General features: G+C 62.1%; 18 protein-coding genes. 7 read left to right on the plus strand and 11 right to left on the minus strand.

Annotation, left to right across the window (positions count from 1 at the left end; all coding sequences use genetic code 11):
* From AC1DNK_RS27875 to AC1DNK_RS27885, 3 genes are all read left to right on the plus strand, one after another.
* Window positions 1-228 (plus strand): cupin domain-containing protein (locus AC1DNK_RS27875; RefSeq protein WP_477944304.1); only part of this gene is annotated, 228 nt, incomplete at its 5' end.
* A 97-nt stretch (window positions 229-325) separates the two neighbouring features.
* The gene (locus AC1DNK_RS27880; protein ID WP_477944306.1) at window positions 326-1,642 is read left to right on the plus strand and encodes a UDP-glucose dehydrogenase family protein; all 1,317 of its coding nucleotides are present in this window, start codon (window positions 326-328) and stop codon (window positions 1,640-1,642) included.
* Window positions 1,643-1,646: 4 nt separating this feature from the next.
* Window positions 1,647-2,669, plus strand: coding sequence for an NAD-dependent epimerase (locus tag AC1DNK_RS27885; RefSeq protein ID WP_477944308.1), 1,023 nt, complete (start codon window positions 1,647-1,649; stop codon window positions 2,667-2,669).
* Here the strand turns inward: AC1DNK_RS27885 and AC1DNK_RS27890 are convergent, their stop codons facing one another.
* From AC1DNK_RS27890 to AC1DNK_RS27915, 6 genes are all read right to left on the minus strand, one after another.
* Complete coding sequence (locus AC1DNK_RS27890; protein WP_477944310.1) at window positions 2,670-4,457, minus strand: putative bifunctional diguanylate cyclase/phosphodiesterase; 1,788 nt, start codon at window positions 4,455-4,457, stop codon at window positions 2,670-2,672. It abuts the gene before it with no gap.
* A 179-nt stretch (window positions 4,458-4,636) separates the two neighbouring features.
* A complete protein-coding gene (locus AC1DNK_RS27895; RefSeq protein ID WP_477944312.1) occupies window positions 4,637-5,524 on the minus strand; it encodes an NAD(P)-dependent oxidoreductase in 888 nt (295 codons plus the stop codon).
* The gene (gene denD / locus AC1DNK_RS27900; protein WP_477944313.1) at window positions 5,521-6,507 is read right to left on the minus strand and encodes a D-erythronate dehydrogenase; all 987 of its coding nucleotides are present in this window, start codon (window positions 6,505-6,507) and stop codon (window positions 5,521-5,523) included. The genes AC1DNK_RS27895 and denD overlap by 4 nt, the downstream gene beginning before the upstream one ends.
* Before the next feature lie 143 nt (window positions 6,508-6,650).
* The gene (locus tag AC1DNK_RS27905) at window positions 6,651-9,848 is read right to left on the minus strand and encodes an efflux RND transporter permease subunit (protein WP_112390374.1); all 3,198 of its coding nucleotides are present in this window, start codon (window positions 9,846-9,848) and stop codon (window positions 6,651-6,653) included.
* Between the two features lie 120 nt (window positions 9,849-9,968).
* Complete coding sequence (locus AC1DNK_RS27910) at window positions 9,969-11,156, minus strand: efflux RND transporter periplasmic adaptor subunit (RefSeq protein WP_112518335.1); 1,188 nt, start codon at window positions 11,154-11,156, stop codon at window positions 9,969-9,971.
* A gap of 48 nt (window positions 11,157-11,204) precedes the next feature.
* Window positions 11,205-12,017 (minus strand): alpha/beta hydrolase fold domain-containing protein, encoded by an 813-nt coding sequence (locus AC1DNK_RS27915; RefSeq protein ID WP_112390372.1) that lies wholly within the window; start codon window positions 12,015-12,017, stop codon window positions 11,205-11,207.
* Window positions 12,018-12,182: 165 nt separating this feature from the next.
* Between AC1DNK_RS27915 and AC1DNK_RS27920 the strand changes: the two genes are divergently transcribed.
* Window positions 12,183-13,094, plus strand: coding sequence for a LysR family transcriptional regulator (locus AC1DNK_RS27920; protein WP_112390371.1), 912 nt, complete (start codon window positions 12,183-12,185; stop codon window positions 13,092-13,094).
* 234 nt (window positions 13,095-13,328) lie between these two features.
* On the opposite strand, the gene AC1DNK_RS27925 is transcribed toward AC1DNK_RS27920, so the two are convergent.
* Both AC1DNK_RS27925 and AC1DNK_RS27930 read right to left on the minus strand, forming a co-directional pair.
* A complete protein-coding gene (locus AC1DNK_RS27925; RefSeq protein ID WP_477944316.1) occupies window positions 13,329-14,219 on the minus strand; it encodes an SDR family oxidoreductase in 891 nt (296 codons plus the stop codon).
* Window positions 14,220-14,277: 58 nt separating this feature from the next.
* A complete protein-coding gene (locus AC1DNK_RS27930; RefSeq protein ID WP_477944318.1) occupies window positions 14,278-15,018 on the minus strand; it encodes an SDR family oxidoreductase in 741 nt (246 codons plus the stop codon).
* A gap of 118 nt (window positions 15,019-15,136) precedes the next feature.
* On the opposite strand from AC1DNK_RS27930, the gene AC1DNK_RS27935 reads away from it, so the two are divergent.
* Together AC1DNK_RS27935 and AC1DNK_RS27940 are read left to right on the plus strand one after the other, a co-directional pair.
* Complete coding sequence (locus AC1DNK_RS27935; RefSeq protein WP_477944320.1) at window positions 15,137-16,054, plus strand: LysR family transcriptional regulator; 918 nt, start codon at window positions 15,137-15,139, stop codon at window positions 16,052-16,054.
* 2 nt (window positions 16,055-16,056) lie between these two features.
* Window positions 16,057-16,638, plus strand: a complete 582-nt coding sequence (locus AC1DNK_RS27940) for a DNA-3-methyladenine glycosylase (RefSeq protein WP_477944322.1) — start codon at window positions 16,057-16,059, stop codon at window positions 16,636-16,638.
* A 16-nt stretch (window positions 16,639-16,654) separates the two neighbouring features.
* On the opposite strand, the gene AC1DNK_RS27945 is transcribed toward AC1DNK_RS27940, so the two are convergent.
* Genes AC1DNK_RS27945 through AC1DNK_RS27955 form a run of 3 tightly spaced genes read right to left on the minus strand, consistent with a single transcriptional unit; the run spans window position 16,655 to window position 19,886 of the window.
* Entirely contained in the window at window positions 16,655-18,199 is a 1,545-nt protein-coding gene (locus AC1DNK_RS27945; RefSeq protein WP_477944324.1) for a DHA2 family efflux MFS transporter permease subunit, read from the minus strand.
* A 12-nt stretch (window positions 18,200-18,211) separates the two neighbouring features.
* Window positions 18,212-19,429 carry an HlyD family secretion protein gene (locus tag AC1DNK_RS27950; protein WP_477944326.1) on the minus strand — a complete coding sequence of 406 codons (1,218 nt, stop codon included), beginning with the start codon at window positions 19,427-19,429 and terminating at the stop codon, window positions 18,212-18,214.
* Complete coding sequence (locus AC1DNK_RS27955; RefSeq protein WP_112390364.1) at window positions 19,422-19,886, minus strand: MarR family winged helix-turn-helix transcriptional regulator; 465 nt, start codon at window positions 19,884-19,886, stop codon at window positions 19,422-19,424. The genes AC1DNK_RS27950 and AC1DNK_RS27955 overlap by 8 nt, the downstream gene beginning before the upstream one ends.
* A 226-nt stretch (window positions 19,887-20,112) precedes the next feature.
* Between AC1DNK_RS27955 and AC1DNK_RS27960 the strand changes: the two genes are divergently transcribed.
* Window positions 20,113-21,657, plus strand: coding sequence for a cation:proton antiporter (locus tag AC1DNK_RS27960; RefSeq protein ID WP_477944328.1), 1,545 nt, complete (start codon window positions 20,113-20,115; stop codon window positions 21,655-21,657).
* Window positions 21,658-21,782: the final 125 nt, after the last annotated feature.

A 21,782-nucleotide genomic window follows, 5' to 3' on the forward strand; every position in this document is an offset into this window, starting at 1 on the left:
CATCACCGCTCCGAGCACTGGATCGTCGTCAAGGGCACTGCCGAAGTGACGATCGGCGAGAATGTGCAGATGCTGCGTGAAAACGAGTCGGTCTATATCCCGCTCGGCGAAGTCCACCGCCTTGCCAATCCCGGCAAGATCATGCTGGAACTCATCGAGGTGCAGACCGGTTCCTATCTCGGCGAAGATGACATCATTCGCCTCGTGGACGAGTTCGGCCGCAACTGACAACAGCACTTGTCTTGAACTTATGACTTTCGCTCTGTAACACGGTCGCGTTCTGCCAGTGGCGGACGCGATCGTTTTTCATGATGGAAGTCATCCCATGCGTATTGTTATGATCGGTTCTGGTTATGTTGGCCTGGTGTCCGGCGCCTGCCTTGCGGATTTCGGCCACCACATCACCTGCGTGGACAAGTCCGAAGCCAAGATCGACGCCCTGGAGCGCGGCGAAGTGCCGATCTTCGAGCCGGGCCTCGACGCGATCATCGAGCATAACCGGGCGGCCGGCCGCCTTGATTTTTCCAAAGATCTGGCGGCGCCCGTCGCTGCTGCCGACGTCGTCTTCATCGCTGTCGGCACCCCATCGCGCCGCGGCGACGGTCATGCCGATCTGAGCTACGTCTATGCCGCAGCCCGTGAGATCGCCGCTGCCGTCACCGGCTTCACCGTCATCGTCACCAAGTCCACCGTGCCGGTCGGCACCGGCGACGAGATCGAGCGCATCTTCCGCGACGAATTCCCCGGCAAGGACATCGCCGTCGTCTCCAATCCGGAATTCCTGCGCGAAGGTGCCGCGATCACCGACTTCAAGCGCCCTGACCGCATCGTCATCGGCACCGAAGAGCCGCGCGCCGTGGAAGTCATGCGCGAGGTCTACCGCCCGCTTTATCTCAACGAAGCGCCGCTCTATTTCTGCGAACGCCGCACCTCCGAGCTGATCAAATACGCCGCCAACGCCTTCCTGGCGATGAAGATCACCTTCATCAACGAGATCGCCGACCTCTGCGAACAGATCGGCGCCGACGTGCAGAAGGTCGCAAAAGGCATCGGCATGGACAAGCGCATCGGCGACAAGTTCCTGCATGCCGGCCCCGGCTACGGTGGCTCGTGCTTCCCGAAGGACACGCTGGCGCTCGTCAAGACCGCGCAGGATTACGACAGCCCGATGCGGCTGATCGAGACGACGGTGGCGATCAACGACAATCGCAAGCGCGCCATGGGCCGTAAGGTCATCGCCGCCTGCGACGGCAGCGTGCGCGGCAAGAAGATCGCCGTTCTCGGCCTGACCTTCAAGCCGAATACCGACGACATGCGTGATGCCCCGTCGATCACCATCATCCAGGCACTGCTAGACGGTGGTGCCGCGGTTCACGCATACGATCCCGAAGGCATGGAGGCCTCCAAGGGCATGCTCGGCAACGTGACCTACGGCAAGGATCCCTACGAGATCGCCGAGGGTGCCGACGCGATCGTCATCGTCACGGAATGGGATGAATTCCGCGCCCTCGATTTCAAGCGCCTGAAGACCACGGTCAAGACGCCGACGATCGTCGACCTGCGCAACATCTATCCCGCCGCCGAAGTCAGTAGACATGGTTTCAGCTACTTCGCCGTCGGCAAGAAAAGCGAGAAGCAGTAAGAGGATGCACTATTTCATAACAGGCACGGCCGGTTTCATCGGATTCCACCTGGCGCGGCGCCTGTTGCAGGATGGTCACCGGGTGACCGGCTTTGACGGCCTGACGCCCTATTACAACGTCAAGCTCAAGCATATGCGCCACGCGGCGCTGGGCCAGTTTCCGTCCTTCACGCCTGCTATCGCCATGCTCGAAGACCGCGAAAAGCTGGAGGCGGCCATCGCTAAGGCACAGCCTGACGTGCTGATCCATCTCGCCGCGCAGGCGGGCGTTCGATACAGCATCGAGAACCCGCGTTCCTACATCAGTTCGAACGTCGACGGCTCCTGGAACATTCTGGAATTTGCCGAACGGTATAAGGTGAAGCACCTGATGCTCGCCTCGACCTCGTCGATCTACGGCTCCAACCCGGACGTCCCCTTCCGCGAGACCGATCGCGCCGACGAGCCACTGACCATCTATGCCGCGACCAAGAAGTCGATGGAGCTGATGGCGCACAGCTATTCGCATCTCTACAAGCTGCCCATCACCGCCTTCCGCTTCTTTACCGTCTACGGTCCTTGGGGCCGACCGGATATGGCGCTCTTCAAGTTCGTCAAGAACATGCTCGAAGACCAGCCGATCGAGATTTATGGCGAAGGCAAGATGAGCCGCGATTTCACCTATATCGACGATCTGGTGGAATCGATCGTCCGCCTCTCCGCTGTCATTCCCTCCGAGGAAAATCGTGTCGCCGGTGACAAGGTCGAGACGCTCTCGCACCAGGCGCCGTTCCGCGTCGTCAATATCGGCGGCGGCCAGCCCGTCAGCCTGATGGATTTCGTCGAGACCGTCGAACATGCACTCGGCCAGTCCGCAAAGCGCACGATGCTGCCGATGCAGAAGGGTGATGTGCCCCGCACCTTCGCCAGCCCCGACCTGCTTCTGGCGCTGACCGGCTACAAGCCGGAAACGACGCTGGATCAGGGCGTGAAGGCATTCATCGAGTGGTATCTGGAAGCCCGCGCCGACATGGAAATCCCTGCCTAGCTATCGTCCGCCGACGCCTGGCGTCGCGTGGTTCAGGGCACGCGGCGCGATCAGTCTGGCGATATCGGCCGCGGGCGCCGGGTAGCCGAGCGCATAGCCCTGCAGCGTATCGCAGCCGATCGCCGTCAGCACTTCGGCATGGCCCTCGGTCTCGACGCCCTCGGCAATCACTTCGACATTCAATGCCTTGGCGATCTCGACGATCGAGCCGACGACGCGGTGTTGTTCTTTCGAGCCGACGATATCGGTCACCAGCTGCCGGTCGATCTTCAGCCGCTTCGGTCGCAGGCGGGCGAGCCCGATCAGCGAGGCATGGCCGGAGCCGAAATCGTCGATCTCGATATCGATGCCCATCTGCTTGATGCGCTCGATGCTGGCGACCAGACGGTCGTCGGAATCGTCGAGGAAGATGGTTTCGACCAGTTCGAAGGACAAGGCGCCCGGCGGGATCTTCAGGGCTCCCAGATTTGCAAGCAGCCCGGGATCGAAGAGCCGCGGGCCGGATATATTGACGGCGACACGGGGGACCACAGCACCCTGCGCCTGCCAGTCGAGCCGGTCTTCCAGAACCCTGCTGAGAATGGCCGCGTCGATCTCTGCGGCAAGACCGTTTTCGTCAGCCACCTTGAGGAAAACAGCAGGAGACAGCACGCCCTTTTCAGGATGGATCCAGCGGGCCAGCGCCTCCAGGCCGGCAATCTCCCGGGTCTTGGCGTCGAGCTGGATCTGGTAATAGGGAACGATCTCGCGGCGCTCCAGCCCGAGCCTCAGCTCCTCGGCCAGCCGCCGTTTGCTCTGAATGTCGTCCTGCAGCTGCCGGGTGAAGAATTCAATGCGGTTGCGGCCGAGCTTCTTGGCCTGGAACAGCGCCAGATCGGACTCGGTCAGGAGATTGCGCGCGTTGCGCCCGTTGTTCCACGCAACGCCAATCGACGTTCCGGATTGCAGGAGCTCCTGTCCGAACCGGATCTTCTTGCCGAGCCGGCGCTGCAGGTCGCTGGCAATGCGATCCAGTTCCTCGCGGCCTGCGAAATTCCATAGAATGATGACGAACTCATCGCCGCCGACACGGGCCACCATGCCGTCAGCGGGAATGCCTGCGTTGATCCGCAGCGCAGCAGCACGCAGAACGGTATCGCCGGCCGAATGGCCATGGCTGTCGTTGATCTGCTTGAACTGGTCGAGATCGAGATGCAGAACCGCGAGCGACGATACCGACTTGTTGCCATGCAGCTCGGCAAGCCGCTTGTCGAGAAGCCTGCGGTTCGGCAGACCCGTCAGATAATCGTGCTCGGCGGCATGCTCGATCCGCGCATTGCTTTCCTCCAGCGCTTTAGCCCGCGCTTCGGCAACGAGGCGCTGGCGCTGCAGTTCGGCGGCAAGCTCGACATCAGCGGTCACATCCCATTCGGCGCCGATGAACGACGGTGCGCCATCCTCGCTGACGAAGAAATGCGCTCGCGAACGCATGTGACGAATCTCGCCGTTCGGCCAGATGATGCGAAATTCGGAATTGTAGGCGCCGCGCCGCGCGATCGCATCGTCGAACTCTGCGAAGGCACGGTCCCGGTCATCAGGGTGGATGGCGTTTTCCCAGATCGCTGTCGGCACCAGCCGGCTGGTCTCGCCGGTCTGGTATAGACGGTGCATCTGCGCATCCCAGACGATCCCGCTCTTGCGGACATCATGTTCCCACACACCGATCTGCGACGCATCAAGGGCAAGCTCGAGGCGTCTCAGCAAATCCTGGAATTCACGTTCTGACCGGGTCGGTTTGTTATGGGGCAATGCAGTCTCAACCTAGCAGCGGCCTTTGCCGATATTACCACCTTCTCAAAGCCGGATTAACGAAGGCTTCTCCGTATTATCGAACTAGTTACTAGGTGAACTGTTCCTTACAACAGTCACAAAAACGCTCATGGGTTGTGCCGGGATCGTATTTTCACTTGAGAATCAAGCACCCGGCATCACCGCTTGGCGCGCGAATGCTTGTCCTCGAAATGCTGGAGAATGCCACTGTGGTCGACGTCGCCTCCGCCGCCCGCGACGAATTCGGCGAACTCGGCGCGCACGGTTTCTGTTAGCGGCAATGCCAGCGACAGGCTCTCTGCCACAGCCAGGATATTATTCAGATCCTTGAGCTGCAGCTTCGAAGGGCCGCCGGTGCCGAAATTATGATCGACCATGCGCTGGCCATGCAGATCGAGGATACGGCTCTCGGCGAAACCGCCGCGGATCGCATTGCGAAACGCCTCGCGTGAACCGCCACCGGCTTCCACCAGCATCATCGCTTCGGCAACGGCACCGATGGTCACCGCAACGATCTGCTGGTTGCCGAGCTTGGCAAGCTGTCCGGTTCCGGTGGGCCCAACATGGGTGACGCGGCCGAGCGGCGCAAAGACCTCCGCCAGTTCGGCGATAACAGCCCCCTCCCCGCCCGCCATGATCGCCAGCGTCCCGGCTGCTGCACCGACGACACCGCCGGAAACCGGCGCGTCGATATGCCGGATGCCGCGTTCGGCAAGGCGCTGCGCATGATCCCGCGCCGCCTTGGGCGCGATCGAGCTGCAGTCGATAACAACCGCACCTGCGGCAAGCGCTGCTGCAACACCCTGGTTGAAGAGGACGTCCTCAACGGCATTGCCATCCGACAGCATGGTGAAGACGATATTCGCGCCCTTTGCCGCTTCACTTGCATTACCTGCAATCCGCGCGCCGTCAGCCGAAAGTGGCGCAGCCTTGCTGGCATCCCGGTTCCAAACCGTGAGCGCAAAGCCCGCGCCCAGCAACCGGCGCGCCATCGGCCCGCCCATCAGGCCGGTGCCGAGGAAGGCGATGTTCCGTGTGCTGCTCATCCGATCTTGCCTCCAAGCTCGTCGTCTATGTGAATGCGGATGATCTCGTCGAAGGACGAGTCGGCAACGAAGCCGAGGGCGCCCGCGCGCTTCGCCTCGAAAGCCTCCGGCCAGCCGGAAACGATGCGCATGATCAGTTCGTCGGGCTGGCGGCGGATGAGCTTCGCGGCGCCCTCCCCGGCAACACGCCTGAGAGCCTCGATCTGTTCGCCGACCGTGGCGCTGACGCCGGGCATCGTGAGGCTGCGCTGTGGGCCAAGCGGCGCGAGATCGATCCGCGACGCCTGCAGCAGAAAGCCGACGGCCGAGCGTGGCGATGCATGCCAGTGACGCACGGTATCCGGCACCGGCAAGATGGCTTCCTGTCCGGCGAGCGGTTCGCGCAGGATACCGGAGAAGAAGCCCGAGGCTGCCTTGTTGGGCTTGCCCGGGCGGATGCAGATGGTCGGCAGCCGGATACCGATACCGTCGAGGAAACCGCGGCGGCTGTAATCGGACAGCAGCAGCTCGCTCATCGCCTTCTGCGCGCCGTAGCTCGTCAGCGGCGTCTGGTGGAAATCATCGGGAATGACCTTCGGGAAGGGTGAACCGAAGACGGCCAGCGACGAGGTGAAGACCACACGCGGCTTGTAGCCAGCCTCGATATGCGCGAGCCGGATCGCTTCGAGGAGATCGCGCGTGCCGTCGAGATTGATCCGGTAGCCCTTCTCGAAATCGAGCTCCGCCTCCCCCGAAACGATCGCTGCCAGATGGAAGATCAGGTCGGGCCGGCCGGCAACGATCTTCGCTGCTTCACCGTGCGCCGAAATGTCGGATGCCCATGCATTCACCGTGCCGGCAAACCCCGCCGGCTTTTCCGGTTCGATGACGTCGATCAACGAAAGGGCCGAGATTTCCGCGCTGCCGAGAACTTTGTCCTCGACGAGACGCGCCGTCAGCTTCCGGCCGACCATGCCGGCCGCACCGATAATCGCGATATGCATGCATTCCTCCGCTATGCGCTTCATCGGCCTAACTCCACCCGGCCGATGTACGTTCATCAAAGACTAACCGGCTGACCGGGCGATGCAAATGAAAAAGGCGGGACCAAATGTCCCGCCTTCCTGTTTCACTCTGGGGTTGCCGCTTACTCGGCTGCGACCTTCATATGGTCTTCTTCATCCACCGGATGGTTGTCGTTGTGCTGGATCAGCGGGCGATTGCCAGCCAGCTTGCGCAGCAGCACGTAGAACACCGGCGTCATGAAGATGCCGAAGAAGGTCACACCGATCATGCCGGAGAACACCGCGATACCCATGGCGGCGCGCATTTCGGCACCCGCACCCGTCGAGGTGACGAGCGGCACGACGCCCATGATGAAGGCCATGGAGGTCATCAGGATCGGGCGAAGACGCATGCGGCTCGCTTCGACCGCCGCCTGCACCGGCGTGCGTCCTTCGAACTCCAGTTCTCGGGCGAATTCCACGATCAGGATCGCGTTCTTCGCCGAAAGACCCACAAGGACCACGAGGCCGATCTGCGTGAAGATGTTGTTGTCTCCACCGGTGAGCCAGACACCCGTCAAGGCGGCAAGCACACCCATCGGCACGATCATGATGATCGCCAGCGGCAGCGTCAGGCTCTCATACTGGGCAGCCAGCACCAGGAAGACGAGCAGCAGGGCCAGCGGGAACACGACGACGCTCGAGTTGCCGGCAAGGATCTGCTGATAGGTCAGATCCGTCCATTCGAAGTCGATGCCGGATGGCAGCGTCTCCTTGAGGATCTTCTCGATCGCAGCCTGCGCCTGTCCGGACGAGAAGCCCGGTGCCGGACCGCCATTGATATCGGCAGCGAGGAAGCCGTTATAGCGGTTCGTGCGCTCCGGACCGGTCGTGGCATCGACTTTCAGCAGGGCCGAAAGCGGGATCATCTGGCCGGATGCCGACCGAACCTTCAACTGACCGATATCTTCCGGCTGTGCACGGAACTTGGCATCGGCTTGCACGCGGACGCTGTAGGTGCGGCCGAAGGCGTTGAAGTCGTTGACGTAGAGCGAGCCGAGATAGATCTGCAGCGTCTGGAAGACGTCGGTGACGGAAACCCCGAGCTGCTCGGCCTTGGCGCGGTCGAGATCGGCATAGAGCTGCGGCACGTTGATCTGGAAGCTCGAGAAGATGCCTGCGAGTTCCGGCGTCTGGTAGGCCTTGGCGAGCACGGCTTTGGTCGCTTCGTCGAGAGCCTGGTTGCCGAGACCGGCACGGTCCTCGATCTGCAGCTTGAAGCCACCCGTGGTGCCGAGACCGTTGACCGGCGGCGGCGGGAACATGGCTATGAAGGCGTCCTGGATGACACCGAACTTCTGGTTCAGCGCCATGGCGATTGCCCCGCCCGAAAGATCAGGCGTCTTACGCTCGTCGAAATCCTTCAGCGTCACGAAGACGATGCCGGCGTTGGACGAGTTGGTGAAGCCGTTGATCGACAGGCCCGGGAAGGCGATCGCATTGGCGACACCCGGCTGCTTCAGCGCGATATCGGTCATCCGCTTGATGACGTCTTCGGTGCGGTCGAGGCTGGCGGCATCCGGCAGCTGGGCAAAGCCGATCAGATACTGCTTGTCCTGCGACGGCACGAAGCCGCCGGGCACCGCGGTGAACAGGCTATAGGTTGCCCCCACCAGTGCCAGGTAGATGACCATGACGATGCTCTTGCGCGACAGAAGACCGCCGACGCCCTTGCCATAGGCATTCGAACCCGAGCCGAAGGCACGGTTGAAGCCGCGGAAGAACCAGCCGAAGATCGCATCCATGAACCGAGTCAGCCAGTCCTTCTTCGCACCATGCCCCTTGAGGAGCAGAGCTGCGAGTGCCGGAGACAGCGTCAGCGAGTTGAAGGCGGAGATGACGGTCGAAATGGCGATCGTCAGCGCGAACTGGCGGTAGAACTGACCCGACAGACCGGAGATGAAGGCGAGCGGCACGAACACCGCGACGAGCACCAGGGCGATCGCAATGATCGGACCGGACACTTCCTTCATCGCCTTGTAGGTAGCGGCACGCGGGCTGAGACCCGCCTCGATGTTTCGCTCGACGTTTTCGACGACGACGATCGCGTCGTCGACGACGATACCGATCGCCAGCACCAGCCCGAACAGGCTGAGCGCGTTGATCGAGAAGCCGAAGGCGTACATGACCGCGAAGGTACCGATGATCGACACGGGGACGGCGATCAGCGGAATGATCGAGGCACGCCACGTCTGCAGGAAGATAATGACGACGAGCACGACGAGCGCGATGGCTTCGAGCAACGTGTCGATGACCTTCTCGATCGAGGCGCGAACGAACTTCGTCGTGTCATAGACGATCTCGTATTTGACGCCTGTCGGCATCGCCTTCTGCAGTTCCTGCATCGTCGCATTGACGTTGTCGGCGATCTGGATGGCGTTCGAGCCGGGGGCCTGGAGAACCGCGACGGCAACGGCGGGCTCGCCGTCGAGCAGCGAGCGCAGCGTATAGTCGGCCGCTCCGAGCTCGATGCGGGCGACGTCGCGAAGGCGGGTGATCTGGCCGTTGGCCCCCGTCTTGACGATGATGTTGCCGAATTCCTCCGGCGTGCGCAGACGGCCCTGGGCATTGACGTTCAGCTGAAGATCGACACCCTGCGGGCTCGGCGACGCACCGATGATACCGGCAGCGGCCTGAACGTTCTGGGAGCTGATCGCGTTGCTGATGTCGCTGGCGGCGAGATTGTGCTCGGCGGCTTTCTGCGGATCGATCCAGACGCGCATCGAATAGTCACCGGCGCCGAACACCTGCACCTGGCCGACGCCCTCGATACGGGCAAGGCGGTCCTTGATGTTCAGGGTTGCGTAGTTGCGCAGATAGGTGATGTCGTGATCACCGCCGGTCGAGACGATGTTGACGACCATGATGAAGTTCGGCGAGCTCTTGACGGTCGTCAGACCGAGCGCGCGAACTTCGGCCGGCAGACGCGGCTCGGCCTGCGACACGCGGTTCTGAACCAGCTGCTGCGCCTTGTCGGGATCGGTGCCGAGCTTGAAGGTGACGGTAACGTTGAGAACGCCGTCCGACGTCGCCTGGCTTGCCATGTAAAGCATGCCTTCGACGCCGTTGATCTGCTCTTCGAGCGGTGTTGCCACCGTCTCGGCGATGACCGAGGGGTTGGCGCCAGGATAGGTGGCGCGCACGACGATCGACGGCGGCACTACCTCGGGATATTCCGAGATCGGCAGCGAGCGCAGGCCGATCAAACCTGCGACGACGATCAGGACCGACAGCACGCCGGCAAAGACCGGCCGGTCGATAAAGAATCTGGAGATGTTCATATCAAAGCCCTCTCCGGGATGAACGTGGAATGCAACGTCCCATTCCGGCGGCTTGGGAGGCCGCCGGCGGGGTAGGAATAATGAGGGATTCCGCTTCTCCCCGCGGGGAGAAGCCAGGTCTCAGTTGGTCGCGACCTTCTCTTCCATCTGCGGCGCGACGACGGCGCCCGGACGGATGCGCTGCAGGCCGTTGACGACGATCTTCTCGCCGGCCTTCAGGCCGTCTTCGACGACGCGCTGGCCGTCATAGATGGCGCCGAGCTTGACCTGGCGGTAGCCGACCTTGTTATCGCCATCGACCACGAAGACGAACTTCTTGTCCTGGTCGGTGCCGACGGCGCGGTCACTGATGACGATCTTGTTCTCGGCCTTCGGCTGGCCCATGCGGACCCGCACGAACTGGCCGGGGATCAGCTTGCCGCCCGGATTGTCGAAGACGGCGCGAACAGCGATCGTGCCGCTTGCGGCATCGACGACGTTGTCGACGAGCTGCAGCTTGCCCTTGATCGGCGTGCCGTCATCGGCAAGCGTGCCGACTTCGACCGGAATCTGCTCGACGGCAGGCAAGGCGCCATCCGTTGCCGGAAGCTCGGAGAGGGCCTTGGTGACCATCTCTTCGCTGGCATTGAAGCTTGCATAGATCGGATCGACGGAAACCAGCGTCGTCAGCTCGGGCGATGCCGAACCGGCGGCGACGAGGTTGCCGACGGTGACTTCAAACTTGCCGATACGGCCGGAAACCGGAGCCCGCACCTGCGTATAGTCGAGGTCGAGCTGGGCCGACTGCAGGGCTGCCTGGGCCGAACGGAGACCCGCCTGTGCTTCGGCCAGCGTGCTTTGACGCTGATCGAGATCGCTCTGCGAGATCGTCCGGTTGTCGGAAAGCCGATGGCCGCGATCGAGCTCGGTCTGCGCCAGGCTGACCTTGGCATCGGCCGACGCCACCTGGCCCTGCGCCTGCGCCACGGCTGCCTGGTAAGGTGCCGGATCGATGGTGAAGAGCAGATCGCCGGTCTTCACCAGCGCGCCTTCACGGAAATGCACGGACTGGATAGCACCCGCAACGCGGGGACGGACCTGAACGCGATCGACCGCTTCGAGACGGCCCGAGAAATTCTCCCAGGCAGTGACGTCACGGTTCTGGACCAGGGCGACGGTAACCGGCACAGCGGGAGCCTGTGCGGGTTCCGAAGCGGCGGTCGCGACCGTGCTCATCGGCAGTTCGAAAAAGATGGCAGCGGCTGAAACAGACGCAGCAAGGCCCAAGCCGGCGCCCACGAGGGCCCAGCGCTTCTTTCTGGACGTCATCGGTATCTCTCCTTGCGGCCTCAACGGCCGCTCATTCACAACAAGACTTCAATGCAATTGGGGTTGGACGCTTAACTCGCGGATGAAACTTCCGAACTCACGGCTGATAGTCGCCTGCCAGTCGGACACTCCTTCCGTTTTCCCACCGTAGATTGACGGCCAGCCCTTCCCGGCGGGGAGAACGTGCTGGCGAACCGAAACTTCCGCCTTCTTGAGACGCGCGGCATAGCCAAGCGTCTCGTCGCGAAGGGGATCGTCTTCTGCTGTCATGACCAGTGCCGGCGCGACACCCGAAATTCGCGAGCAGAGGCTTGGTGCCGCATAAGGGTGGCAGCCGCCGCCGCTGAGATAATGGCTCCAGCCTTCCGTCCAGCGCTGCCGCATGCCTGCGACATCGGCCTTTCGGATCGACGACGTTCCCATGAAAGGATCGAGCAGCGGCGAAATCAGGATCTGGCCATTCAGCGCATTGGCGTAATGGTCGCGCGCCTTCAACGCCACACCGGCAGCGATATTGCCGCCCGCTTCCTCACCGGCCACCAGCAGCAGCGAGTTGCGGTCGCCAAGACCGGACGCCCGCTTGTTGGCCATGTAGGAGAAGAGCGAATAGCCAACTTCGAGCGGCTTCGGAAAGACACCGCCGAGCGGCGCATTGTAATCGGCGACGACGACGATGGCACCGGCGCTGGCAATGCTTTCGGCTACGGCACTGTCCTGAAGACCGGAGCCCTGAAAAGCGCCGCCGTGAAAGAACAAGACGATCGGCGAACCCTTGCCGTATTCGGCGCCCTGATAGACGCGCGTAGAGACGGGGCCGATGGCCACCTTCTCGAACACCATGTCTTTCACCTGCACCGTCATCGGCCTTGTAATCCTGTTAGCCGCATAACACATGACGAAACGCCACGGCTTGCCAAACTTGTAAAAAACATATTGTTATTCAGGCCACGGAATAAGAACCGCCATTCTGATTACACTGTTCCGTATTTCGAATAATATCGCAGTGCAAACTGTGGAGATCCCATCATGGACCAGCTCTCGGCAATGCGCGCCTTCATCCGCGTAGTGGAGACGGGTAACTTTACACGGGCCGCCGACACTCTGTCGATGCCAAAGGCCACCGTGACCAATTTGATCCAGGGCCTCGAGGCCCATCTGCGCACCAAGCTTCTCAACCGCACGACGAGACGCGTCATGGTCACGACCGATGGCGCGCTCTACTACGAACGCGCCTCGCAGATCGTCTCGGAACTGGAAGAACTGGACGGCAGCCTTTCCAATTCGCAAAGCTTGCCGACCGGCCGCTTGCGCGTTGAAATGGCAGGCGCTTTCGCCGATTCCATCGTGGTCCCGGCACTCTGCGATTTCTATCAGAAATACCCCGATATCCGCATCGATCTGGGTGTCGGCGACCGCACCGTCGATTACCTTGCAGAGAATGTCGATTGCGCGCTGCGCGCCGGCACGCCTGCTGATCAGTCGTTGATCGCCAGGCGTGTATCCGAACTCGAAATCGTCACCTGCGCCGCCCCGCTCTATATCCAGAAATTCGGCGAGCCGGAACGGCCGCAGGACCTCGAAAACGACCACTATACGATCAACTATTTTCGCGCCCAGACGGGCCGCGCCCTGCCCTTCGAATTTGACCGCGACGACGAACATCTAGAGATCACGCCACGCTATATGCTGGCCGTCAACGACGGCAGAACCTTCATAAGCGCGCTGACGACGGGATTGGGAATCGGGCAGACGCTACGTTTCATGGCCCGCGACGCGATCAAGAAAGGCGAGCTGATTGAGGTTTTGCCGCAATGGTCGCGCGAGCCGATCCCGCTTTACATCGTCTATCCGCCGAACCGTCACCTCAGCAACAAGGTCCGCGTCTTCGTCGACTGGATGGTCAAACTGCTGGCCGATGCCAAGCTGAACGACCCCTGAAAATGAAAACGGCCCGGAAGGGAGGGATACCTTCAACGGGCCGTCAATCATCGACTTTGAATTTGGTGGTCCACCGCGTCACCAGGGGAAATGGCTCGGCGGACCCGGGAGGCGGGCTTCGGAACGGAGACTTTCCGTCGCCCCTTACCCAATAGATATATGCCCTATTGCGGAGTTTGTAAGGCGTTTGATTCGCATAGCAGTGTTCGCAAAATTGCAACAATCAAGCGCCGATCAGCCGATCACGGAAGGCTTCAGCAGGTCTTCGAGACCGACGCGATAGAAGAGTTCCGCCCTGAGCCGATCGGCAACACCGTTGACGATCTCGGCCCCATCCTCAGACGGATCGATATGGACGCGGAACGGGCGCTTGCCGACGACATCCACGATCGCACGGGCAACCTCTTCCGGATCGGCATCTTCAGGCTCCAGCGATGCCAGCCCCTGCAGCGCCTTGTCCGAAACGCCCTTGTAGGGACCGTCAAGATATTCGGCAGTCCGCGCCGTATCCGCCGGTGAGCCGGAATGGGCGAAGTGGTTGGTGCCCTTTGTAAAGGCGCCGGGAACGATGATCGAAGTCTCGATGCCCCAGCGGGTGAGCTCGCTGGCATAGGAAACCGCCAGTGAGTCCATCGCGGCCTTGGCGGCGAAATAGGGCGCCAGGAACGGCGGCGTGCCACCGCGGGTGCTCGACGAGGAAACCCAAACGATCAGACCCCTGCCCTGCTTGCGAAGCTGCGGCAGCGCCGCACGATTCAGCCGCTGCGTCGAGAGAACATTGATGTCGAACAGCTCGGCATATTGCTCCGGCGTGAAGGCTTCGGCCGGACCGAAGGACATGTGTCCGGCATTGTGGACGATCACATCGAGCTGACCGTTTTCGGCAACGATCTTTGCGACCGCCTGCTCGATCGATGCATCGTCGGTGACATCGAGTTCGATGCTACGCAGGTCCGCACCGTTGTCCCTGGCGAAAGCCGCCGCATCAGCAACGGCCTTAGCGTTGCGGGTGGTGGTGGCGCGGATGCCCGCATAGACGGTGTGTCCGGCTTTGGCGAGCGCCCTGGCGCTCATGGCGCCGAAGCCGCTCGATGCACCGGTGACGACGATAACTTGCTTGCTCATTGTCCTGCTCCTTGTGCTCTTGGGTGAAGGGAGGCGGCGATGCCGCCCCCGGGATCGATCAGATCAGGCCGCCATTGGCACGCAGCACCTGGCCATTGATCCAGACGCCATCGGGACCGGCGAGGAACGACACGGCGGCGGCGATATCCTCGGGCGTGCCCAGGCGTTCCAGCGGGTTCATCTTCGCCATGCGGGCGACGAGCTCGTCCGACTTGCCGTTGAGGAAAAGATCGGTGGCGGTCGGTCCCGGTGCAACGGCGTTGACGGTGATGCCGCGGCCGCGCATTTCCTTGGCCATGATGCCGGTCATCGTTTCGACGGCAGCCTTGGTGCCGGCATAGACGGCGTAGCTCTCGAGCTTCAGGCCGACGACGCTGGTCGAGAAGTTGACGATCCGGCCGCCGTTGCGCAGGCGCTTCGCGGCTTCGCGCAGCGTGTTGAACGTGCCCTTCAGATTGACGGCGATCTGCCTGTCGAAGTTCTCGTCATCGGCTTCGGCGAGCGTCGAGAGCATCATGATGCCGGCATTGTTGACGAGCACATCGACGCCGCCGAAGGCAGCTTCCGCTGCATCGAACATCCGGCGCACCGCCCCGGCATCGCTGACATCGGCCTTCGCCGTCAGCGCCTTGCCGCCAGCCTTCTCGATCTTGGCAGAAAGCTCTTCGGCGAGCGCCGCATTGCCAGAATAATTGATGACGACGGTGAAGCCGTCTTTTGCGAGGCGTTCGGCGATTGCCGCGCCTATGCCGCGCGAGGCGCCGGTAACCAGAGCGACCTTGTTGTCCTGACTAGCCATCTTCTTTCTCCTTCAGTGGTCTGCGCTTCAGCGCGTTTCGATGAGAAGAAGATGGCCCTTTCCCTCTTTCGGATAATCAGGCATTCTTCGGCATCACTATCCGGATAATTCGAACAAAATGGACAGATTCGATGCCATGCGGGTCTATTCCCGCGTCGTGGAACGCCGCAGCTTCACCGCTGCCGCCGAGGATACCGGCCTGCCGCGCTCGACGGTGACGGATGCGGTCAAGCAGCTGGAAGCCCGGCTCGGCGTCCAGCTCCTGCAGCGCACCACCCGGCACGTCAGCCCGACGCTCGATGGCGAGGCCTATTACCAGCGCTGCCTGTCGATCCTCGCCGATATCGAGGATGCCGAAGGCGCCTTTGCCGGTGCCAAACCGAAGGGCATGCTGCGAGTCGATGTGCACGGCACGCTTGCCCGGCATTTCGTGCTGCCCAGCCTGCCTTCATTTCTCGATACCTATCCCGATATCGAGTTCTACATGAGCGAGGGCGACCGGCTGGTCGATCTGGTGCGTGAGGGCATCGATTGCGTGCTGCGCGTCGGCATCCCGCAGGACAGCGACATGATCGCCCGCCGCGTCGCCATGCTGGAGGAGATGACGCTCGCCTCGCCCGAATATCTCGCCCGCCACGGCATGCCCGAACATCCCGACCGACTGGACGGCCACCGCATGGTCGGTTTCCGCTCTTCGACGACAGGCACGCTGATGCCGCTGGAATTCATCGTCGACGGCAAGGTCCGCGAGATCACCATACCCGCGACGATCTCGGTGAATGCCGCCGAGAGCCTGCATGCCGCCGCCCGTTGCGGCCTCGGCATCATCCAGGTGCCGCGCTATCACGCAGAGCGCTACCTTGCCTCGGGTGAACTGGTGCAGATCCTGAAAGACTATCCCTTGACGGAGACGCCGGTCTCGCTTCTTTATCCGCGCAACCGCCAGCTTTCGCCGCGCGTGCGCGTCTTCATCGACTGGCTGGTGAAGATCTTTGCAGAGCACCGGCGGACGGCCGATAGCGAGGGCATCAATTGAATATGCAGGGACCGATCGGCGCAGCGCCTCTGGAAGGCGGAGCGCTTCGCGATTTCTTCGAGCGCGATGCGATCGCCGTGGCCCGGGATCTTCTCGGCTGTCACCTTCTGGTCAACGGCATGGGCGGGCGGATCACCGAGACCGAAGCCTATTTCCCCGATGACGAGGCCTCACACAGTTTTCGCGGCCCGACCAAGCGGAACGGCGCGATGTATGGCCCGCCGGGCAATGTCTATATCTACCGCATCTACGGCATGTACTGGTGCCTGAACTTCGTCTGCACCCCGGGCTCGGCCGTTCTCATCCGTGCCATCGAGCCGGAAAGCGGCATCGCCGAGATGGCCGAGCGCCGCGGCACGGATCAGCTGACAAGCCTGTGCAGCGGCCCGGGCAAGCTCTGTCAGGCCATGGACATCGGCATCGCCATCAACGACCGGCTGCTCGACCGGGAGCCCTATGCGCTCTTCCCTTCCTCCCCGGTTACGATCGTTTCGGGCAAGCGGATCGGCATCACGAAAAATGCCGAAGCACCATGGCGCTTCGGCATTCAGGGATCGCGTTATCTCAGCAAGCCGTTCCGGTAATTGCGGCGCGCAGGACCTATTCCATCACGGCTGCATGATCCATCGGCGGCGCGGCCGCCTTCGGCTTGCGCAGCAGGAAGACCAGCGGCATGACGGCGAGCGACATCAGCATCAGCAGCTTGAAATCGTCCATATAGGCGATGATCGTCGATTGCAGCGTGATGACCTCGTTCAGCGACGCCCGTCCGGCGGCCGTCAGCGGGCTCAGGCCCTGAGCCGCCGCCGCGTTGAAGGCATGGTTGAACGGCGTCACATAGGCGGCGATCGATTCATGGTTGCTCTGCGTATTCTCGACGATCAGCGCCGACACGATCGAGATACCGACCGACGATCCGATATTGCGCGAGAGATTGTAGAGGCCCGTACCATCGCCGCGCATCTGCGCCGGCAAGGTCGAAAACGCCATCGTCGTCAGCGGCACGAACAGGAAGCCGAGGCCGGCACCCTGGATGAAGCCGGTGGAAACGATCGTCCATTGCGAGACATCAGGCGTCCAGCCGGTCATGTCGTACATAGCCCAGGCGGTCAGCGCCAGACCGAGCGCCAGCAGCCAGCGGGAATCCACCTTGCCGATCAGCCGCCCGACGATGAACATGCAGAGCATCGTCCCAAGACCGCGCGGCCCCATGACGATACCGGCGGTGATAACAGGGTACCCCATCAGCGTCTGCAGATAGGGCGTCATCAGCGCCAGCGAGGCCAGATAGGTGATACCGACCACGAAGATGAAGATCATGCTGACGGAGAAGTTCTGATCGAGGAACAGCCGCGGATTGACGAAGGATTTCTCCGCCGTCAGCGTATGCACGACGAGCAGATAGAAGGCTGCGGCACAGACGATCGCCTCGATCATGATCTCGCCCGACGAGAACCAGTCGAGCTGCTCGCCGCGGTCGAGGAAGAGCTGCAACGCGGCGATGAACAGGCTCATCATCCCGAAGCCGAACCAGTCGAGCTTCGCCAGCGCATCCCTCTTGGTTTCCGTCACGAAGATGACGATCCCGGCAAAGGCCAGCGCGCCGATCGGCACGTTGATATAGAACACCCAGCGCCAGCTGATATTGTCGGTCAGCCAGCCGCCGATGACGGGCCCGAGAACCGGACCGACCATGACCGATACGCCGAACAGTGCCATGGCCGAACCGCGCTCCTCAGCCGTGTAGATATCGAGCAGGATGCCCTGCGAGAGCGGCACCAGCGAAGCGCCGAACAGGCCCTGCAGCAGGCGGAAGGCGACGATCTGGTTCAGCGACTGCGCCAGACCGCAGAGGACCGAAGCGACGACGAAGCCGACGATCGCGGTCAAAAGCACGTTCTTGCGGCCAAACTTGGCGGCAAGAAAACCTGAGGGCGGCGTCATGATCGCGGCGGCGACGATATAGGAGGTCAGAACCCAGTTGATCTGGTCGGCGGAGGCCGAGACGCTGCCCTGGATATAGGGCAGCGCAACGTTGGCGATCGTCGTATCCAGCGCCTGCATGATGACGGCCAGGATGACGCAGGCCGTGATCGCGCCGCGATTAACAACCGGGGTTGCCGGGGATGCGGGAGCGTTGCTCATGGCAATAACTCTTTACTGGTGGCTCACAGGCCGCCCAAGAAGCTTGTTGACGAAATCAGGCAGCCCGCGGGCATGGCCGGTTTCGACATCGACGACCGTGCTCATACCGACGCGGAGCGGCGGCTTGCCTGCAGCATCCTCGATGCTGACGCGCATCGGAATACGCTGCACGACCTTCACCCAGTTACCCGTGGTGTTCTGCGCGGGAAGCAGCGAGAAACTGGAGCCCGAAGCCGGGCTGATGCTCTCGACCTTGCCTTTCCAGGAAACGCCCGGATAGGTATCGACATAGACGGTCGCTTCCTGGCCGGGCTTCACATAGGTGAGCTCGGTTTCCTTCGGGCTGGCGGCGATCCAGAGATTGTTGGTCGAAACCAGCGAGAAGGCCTGCGCAGACGCCTGCAGATAGGAGCCGACCTGCAGCGCGTTCACATTGGTGACGACACCATCGAACGGCGCCTTCACGATGCTGTGGTCGAGCTCGCGCTGGGCATTGTCAACATTCGACTTGGCCTGCAGGAAGAGCGGGTTCTGCTCCACCGGCTGATCGGCATTGCCGCCGAGCTGCGCGAGCGTCGTCGCGGCTTCCGCCTTGGCGACCGAGACCTTCTGCTGGGCGACCTCGAGATTGTGCTTGGCTTCGTCATAGGCCGACTGCGTGGCGCTGCCGTTGTTGACGAGGTTCTGCTGGCGGTCGAACTGATCCTGATAATAGGGCAGATCGGCCTCGGCCTGGGTGATCTCGGCCTGCGACTGCTGGTAGCTGGCCTTCAGGTTGGCGATCTGGTTACGCTGCACGCCGAGCTGTGCCTTGGCGCCATCGAGCGCGATCTTGAAGGCGTCGGACTGCAGGCTGAAGAGCACCTGCCCGGCTTTCACCGTTTCGTTCTCATGCACGTTGATCTTGTCGACGATGCCAGAGACGTCGGTGGTAATGCCGACCATGTCGGCCTGGATATAGGCGTTGTCGGTCGACATCACCTGGCCGCCGTTCACATAATAATAGCCGCCGACGATGAGGGCCAGGGGCAGCAATGCAAACAGGATCGGGCGCGTGAGGCTGCGCCGGCGGCGGACCGTGGTGCCGCCAGGCGCAGCGACAGCAGTAGCGGGCGCTGAATTGGATGAAGGCGCTTCCGCTACCGTTTCTTGCATCTTGGGAGCTTCGATTTCTTCGGCAGTCTTTGCGTTGGCATCGGACACAACGCGGAGGGGGATTTTCTTAACCATGGTTCTGCTCTTTTTCAGCGACCGGTGTCCGGCACGCCACTACAAGGTTCGTCTTCATTTCGGATAGGATTGCAAACAGCGCTTCACGCTGCTCCGCTGTGACGCCGGCAAGCGCTTCGGCCCGCGTCACATCGCCGAGCTCGCGCATTTCCGCGAGGATCGGATGCGCGGCTTCGCGCATGTAGAGAAGCCAGATACGCCGGTCGGTCGGGTGCTGGCGCCGCTCGATCAGCCCGCGTTCGGCGAGTTTGTCGAGAATGCGCACCAGCGTGATCGGCTCGATTTCAAGAATTTCAGCCAGCCCGCCCTGATGAATGCCTTCGTTGTTCGACAGGTAGGCAAGCGTCTGCCACTGCGAACGCGTCAGGCCAAGGCACTTCGCGCGCTGCTCGAACCGCTTGCGCAGCAGCCGGGCGACGTCGTGGAGAAGGAAGCCAAGAGTCGGGTTGGAGTTCATGAAATCTGCGCCAGCTATTAATAAGTGTGCTTATAATGTTGGTAGATATATTGAGCATGGCTGACACACAAGATCAGCCACCTCAGATTCAGCAGCTGCGGCTAAAATGCCGCACTGCACCGTCAAGCGAAGATTGATGCCGCGGCCTCTCCCGCGCTCCCGTCACAGGCATGGCCAAGCGCCGGCAGCGCGCTAGATCATTCCCTGCAGGCGGATAGGGGGACCCATGGCATTTTTCGAAAGCATGCTGACGCTGCTGCTCGTTGCCATCGTCTTTCTCCAGGTGTCGAGGAAATTCCTGATCCCCTACCCGACGATGCTGGCGATCGCCGGTCTCGCCGTCGCGTCCGTCCCCTGGGCACCGGAGATCGGCATCGATCCGCAGCTGGCGCTGGCACTGTTCATCGCGCCCGCCCTCTTCGACGCCGCATACGACCTGCCGCCGCGGACACTGCGCCAGAACTGGCTGCCGCTGATCTCGCTCGCGGCCATCGCCGTCATCCTGACGACCGCAGCCGTCGCCACGGTCGGCATCTGGATGGCAGGGCTTCCGATCGCGGCGGCGATCGCGCTGGGCGCCATCGTCGCGCCGCCCGATGCGGTTGCGGCTACTGCCATGCTCGACCGCTTCGATCTCCCCCGGCAAACCTATGTGGTGCTGAAAGGCGAAAGCCTCCTCAACGACGCCGTCTCGCTGCTGATTTTCACCGCCGCGGTCGCCGCCGCCACCAGCCCGGCCTTCTTCGCCAGAACGCTACCCGAACTGGCGCTGGCGATACCGGGTGGCATTATCATCGGCTATGCCGCCGGGCGGCTCTACATGATCATCGGCACCAGACTGGCAGGCACGCTCGGCGGCACGTTGCTGGAATTCGTCGCCACCTTCGGCACCTGGATCATTGCCGAGCGTCTGCATCTTTCCGCCATCCTGGCGATCGTCGTCTATGCCATGGTGATCGCCCGCTACATGCCCGAGCGGCAAAGCGCCCGCCATCGCATCCATTCCTATTCCGTATGGGAAGCGGCAGTCTTCCTGCTCAATGTCGTCGCCTTCCTGCTGATGGGACTGCAGGCGCGGCAAATCTTCCTCGACATGGAGCCGGGCCGGCGCACCTACGCCCTGACGGTCGCTCTCGCCGTCTTCGTCACCGTCGTCTGCGTCCGCATGCTCTGGGTGCTCGGCTACAATGTGGTGATGACCAGGCGGCGGATGAGACAGACGACAAAGCAGGAGCCGCCGACATTGGCGATGAGTATCGTTGCCGGCTGGTGCGGCATGCGCGGCCTCGTTACGCTCGCCGCAGCACTTGCCCTGCCCTTCGACTTTCCAGAGCGCGACGTAATCCTGCTGAGCGCCCTCGGCGTCGTCCTCGGCACCCTGATCATCCAGGGATTGACGCTCGGTCCGCTGATCCGTTTCCTGCGCTTCGCGCCTGACACCTCCTGGGAGAAGGGATTGTCGGATGCTCGCGCCGATCTGCTGGAATCCGCTCTCGCGGAACTCGAGGGCAAGGAAAGCAAGGCGGCAGCGATCCTGCGGCATGTCTATACCTCCGAACGCGAAATCGTCCGCAAGGGTGAACATCCGCGCGAAGTCAGCGAAATGGACGAACTGCGCCGCAGTATCATCTCCGCGAAACGCCAGAAGCTCGCGGAGATGCGGCAAACCGACGAAATCGACGACGACATCTTCCATATTCTCGAGCAGGAGCTCGACTGGGCCGAGCTTGCGGCATCGTCTCCCGGGCAGGAACAGATCGTCGAAGGATAGTCACCGCATTGCCTGAGCACTGCAACCTATTGTCGTTTGCAATTTCTGCGGAGTGACGCTTATAGTGCCGTTTCATACGGTTAGCGCGGCAAAACCACGCAGCCCGGACGATTGGCAATGCGCCC

The organism is Rhizobium sp. 01N424, from assembly GCF_056399485.1.

Excerpts from the sequence above, each read along its gene's own strand:
- AC1DNK_RS27945 (WP_477944324.1), bottom strand. The coding sequence starts at position 18,199 with ATGAGCAACGCTCCCGCATCCCCGGCAACCCCGGTTGTTAATCGCGGC.
- AC1DNK_RS27895 (WP_477944312.1), bottom strand. The coding sequence starts at position 5,524 with ATGAGCAGCACACGGAACATCGCCTTCCTCGGCACCGGCCTGATGGGC.
- AC1DNK_RS27960 (WP_477944328.1), top strand. The coding sequence starts at position 20,113 with ATGGCATTTTTCGAAAGCATGCTGACGCTGCTGCTCGTTGCCATCGTC.
- AC1DNK_RS27950 (WP_477944326.1), bottom strand. The coding sequence starts at position 19,429 with ATGGTTAAGAAAATCCCCCTCCGCGTTGTGTCCGATGCCAACGCAAAG.
- AC1DNK_RS27930 (WP_477944318.1), bottom strand. The coding sequence starts at position 15,018 with ATGGCTAGTCAGGACAACAAGGTCGCTCTGGTTACCGGCGCCTCGCGC.
- AC1DNK_RS27915 (WP_112390372.1), bottom strand. The coding sequence starts at position 12,017 with ATGACGGTGCAGGTGAAAGACATGGTGTTCGAGAAGGTGGCCATCGGC.
- AC1DNK_RS27885 (WP_477944308.1), top strand. The coding sequence starts at position 1,647 with ATGCACTATTTCATAACAGGCACGGCCGGTTTCATCGGATTCCACCTG.
- denD (WP_477944313.1), bottom strand. The coding sequence starts at position 6,507 with ATGCATATCGCGATTATCGGTGCGGCCGGCATGGTCGGCCGGAAGCTG.
- AC1DNK_RS27940 (WP_477944322.1), top strand. The coding sequence starts at position 16,057 with ATGCAGGGACCGATCGGCGCAGCGCCTCTGGAAGGCGGAGCGCTTCGC.
- AC1DNK_RS27905 (WP_112390374.1), bottom strand. The coding sequence starts at position 9,848 with ATGAACATCTCCAGATTCTTTATCGACCGGCCGGTCTTTGCCGGCGTG.
- AC1DNK_RS27880 (WP_477944306.1), top strand. The coding sequence starts at position 326 with ATGCGTATTGTTATGATCGGTTCTGGTTATGTTGGCCTGGTGTCCGGC.
- AC1DNK_RS27955 (WP_112390364.1), bottom strand. The coding sequence starts at position 19,886 with ATGAACTCCAACCCGACTCTTGGCTTCCTTCTCCACGACGTCGCCCGG.
- AC1DNK_RS27920 (WP_112390371.1), top strand. The coding sequence starts at position 12,183 with ATGGACCAGCTCTCGGCAATGCGCGCCTTCATCCGCGTAGTGGAGACG.
- AC1DNK_RS27925 (WP_477944316.1), bottom strand. The coding sequence starts at position 14,219 with ATGAGCAAGCAAGTTATCGTCGTCACCGGTGCATCGAGCGGCTTCGGC.
- AC1DNK_RS27935 (WP_477944320.1), top strand. The coding sequence starts at position 15,137 with ATGGACAGATTCGATGCCATGCGGGTCTATTCCCGCGTCGTGGAACGC.
- AC1DNK_RS27910 (WP_112518335.1), bottom strand. The coding sequence starts at position 11,156 with ATGACGTCCAGAAAGAAGCGCTGGGCCCTCGTGGGCGCCGGCTTGGGC.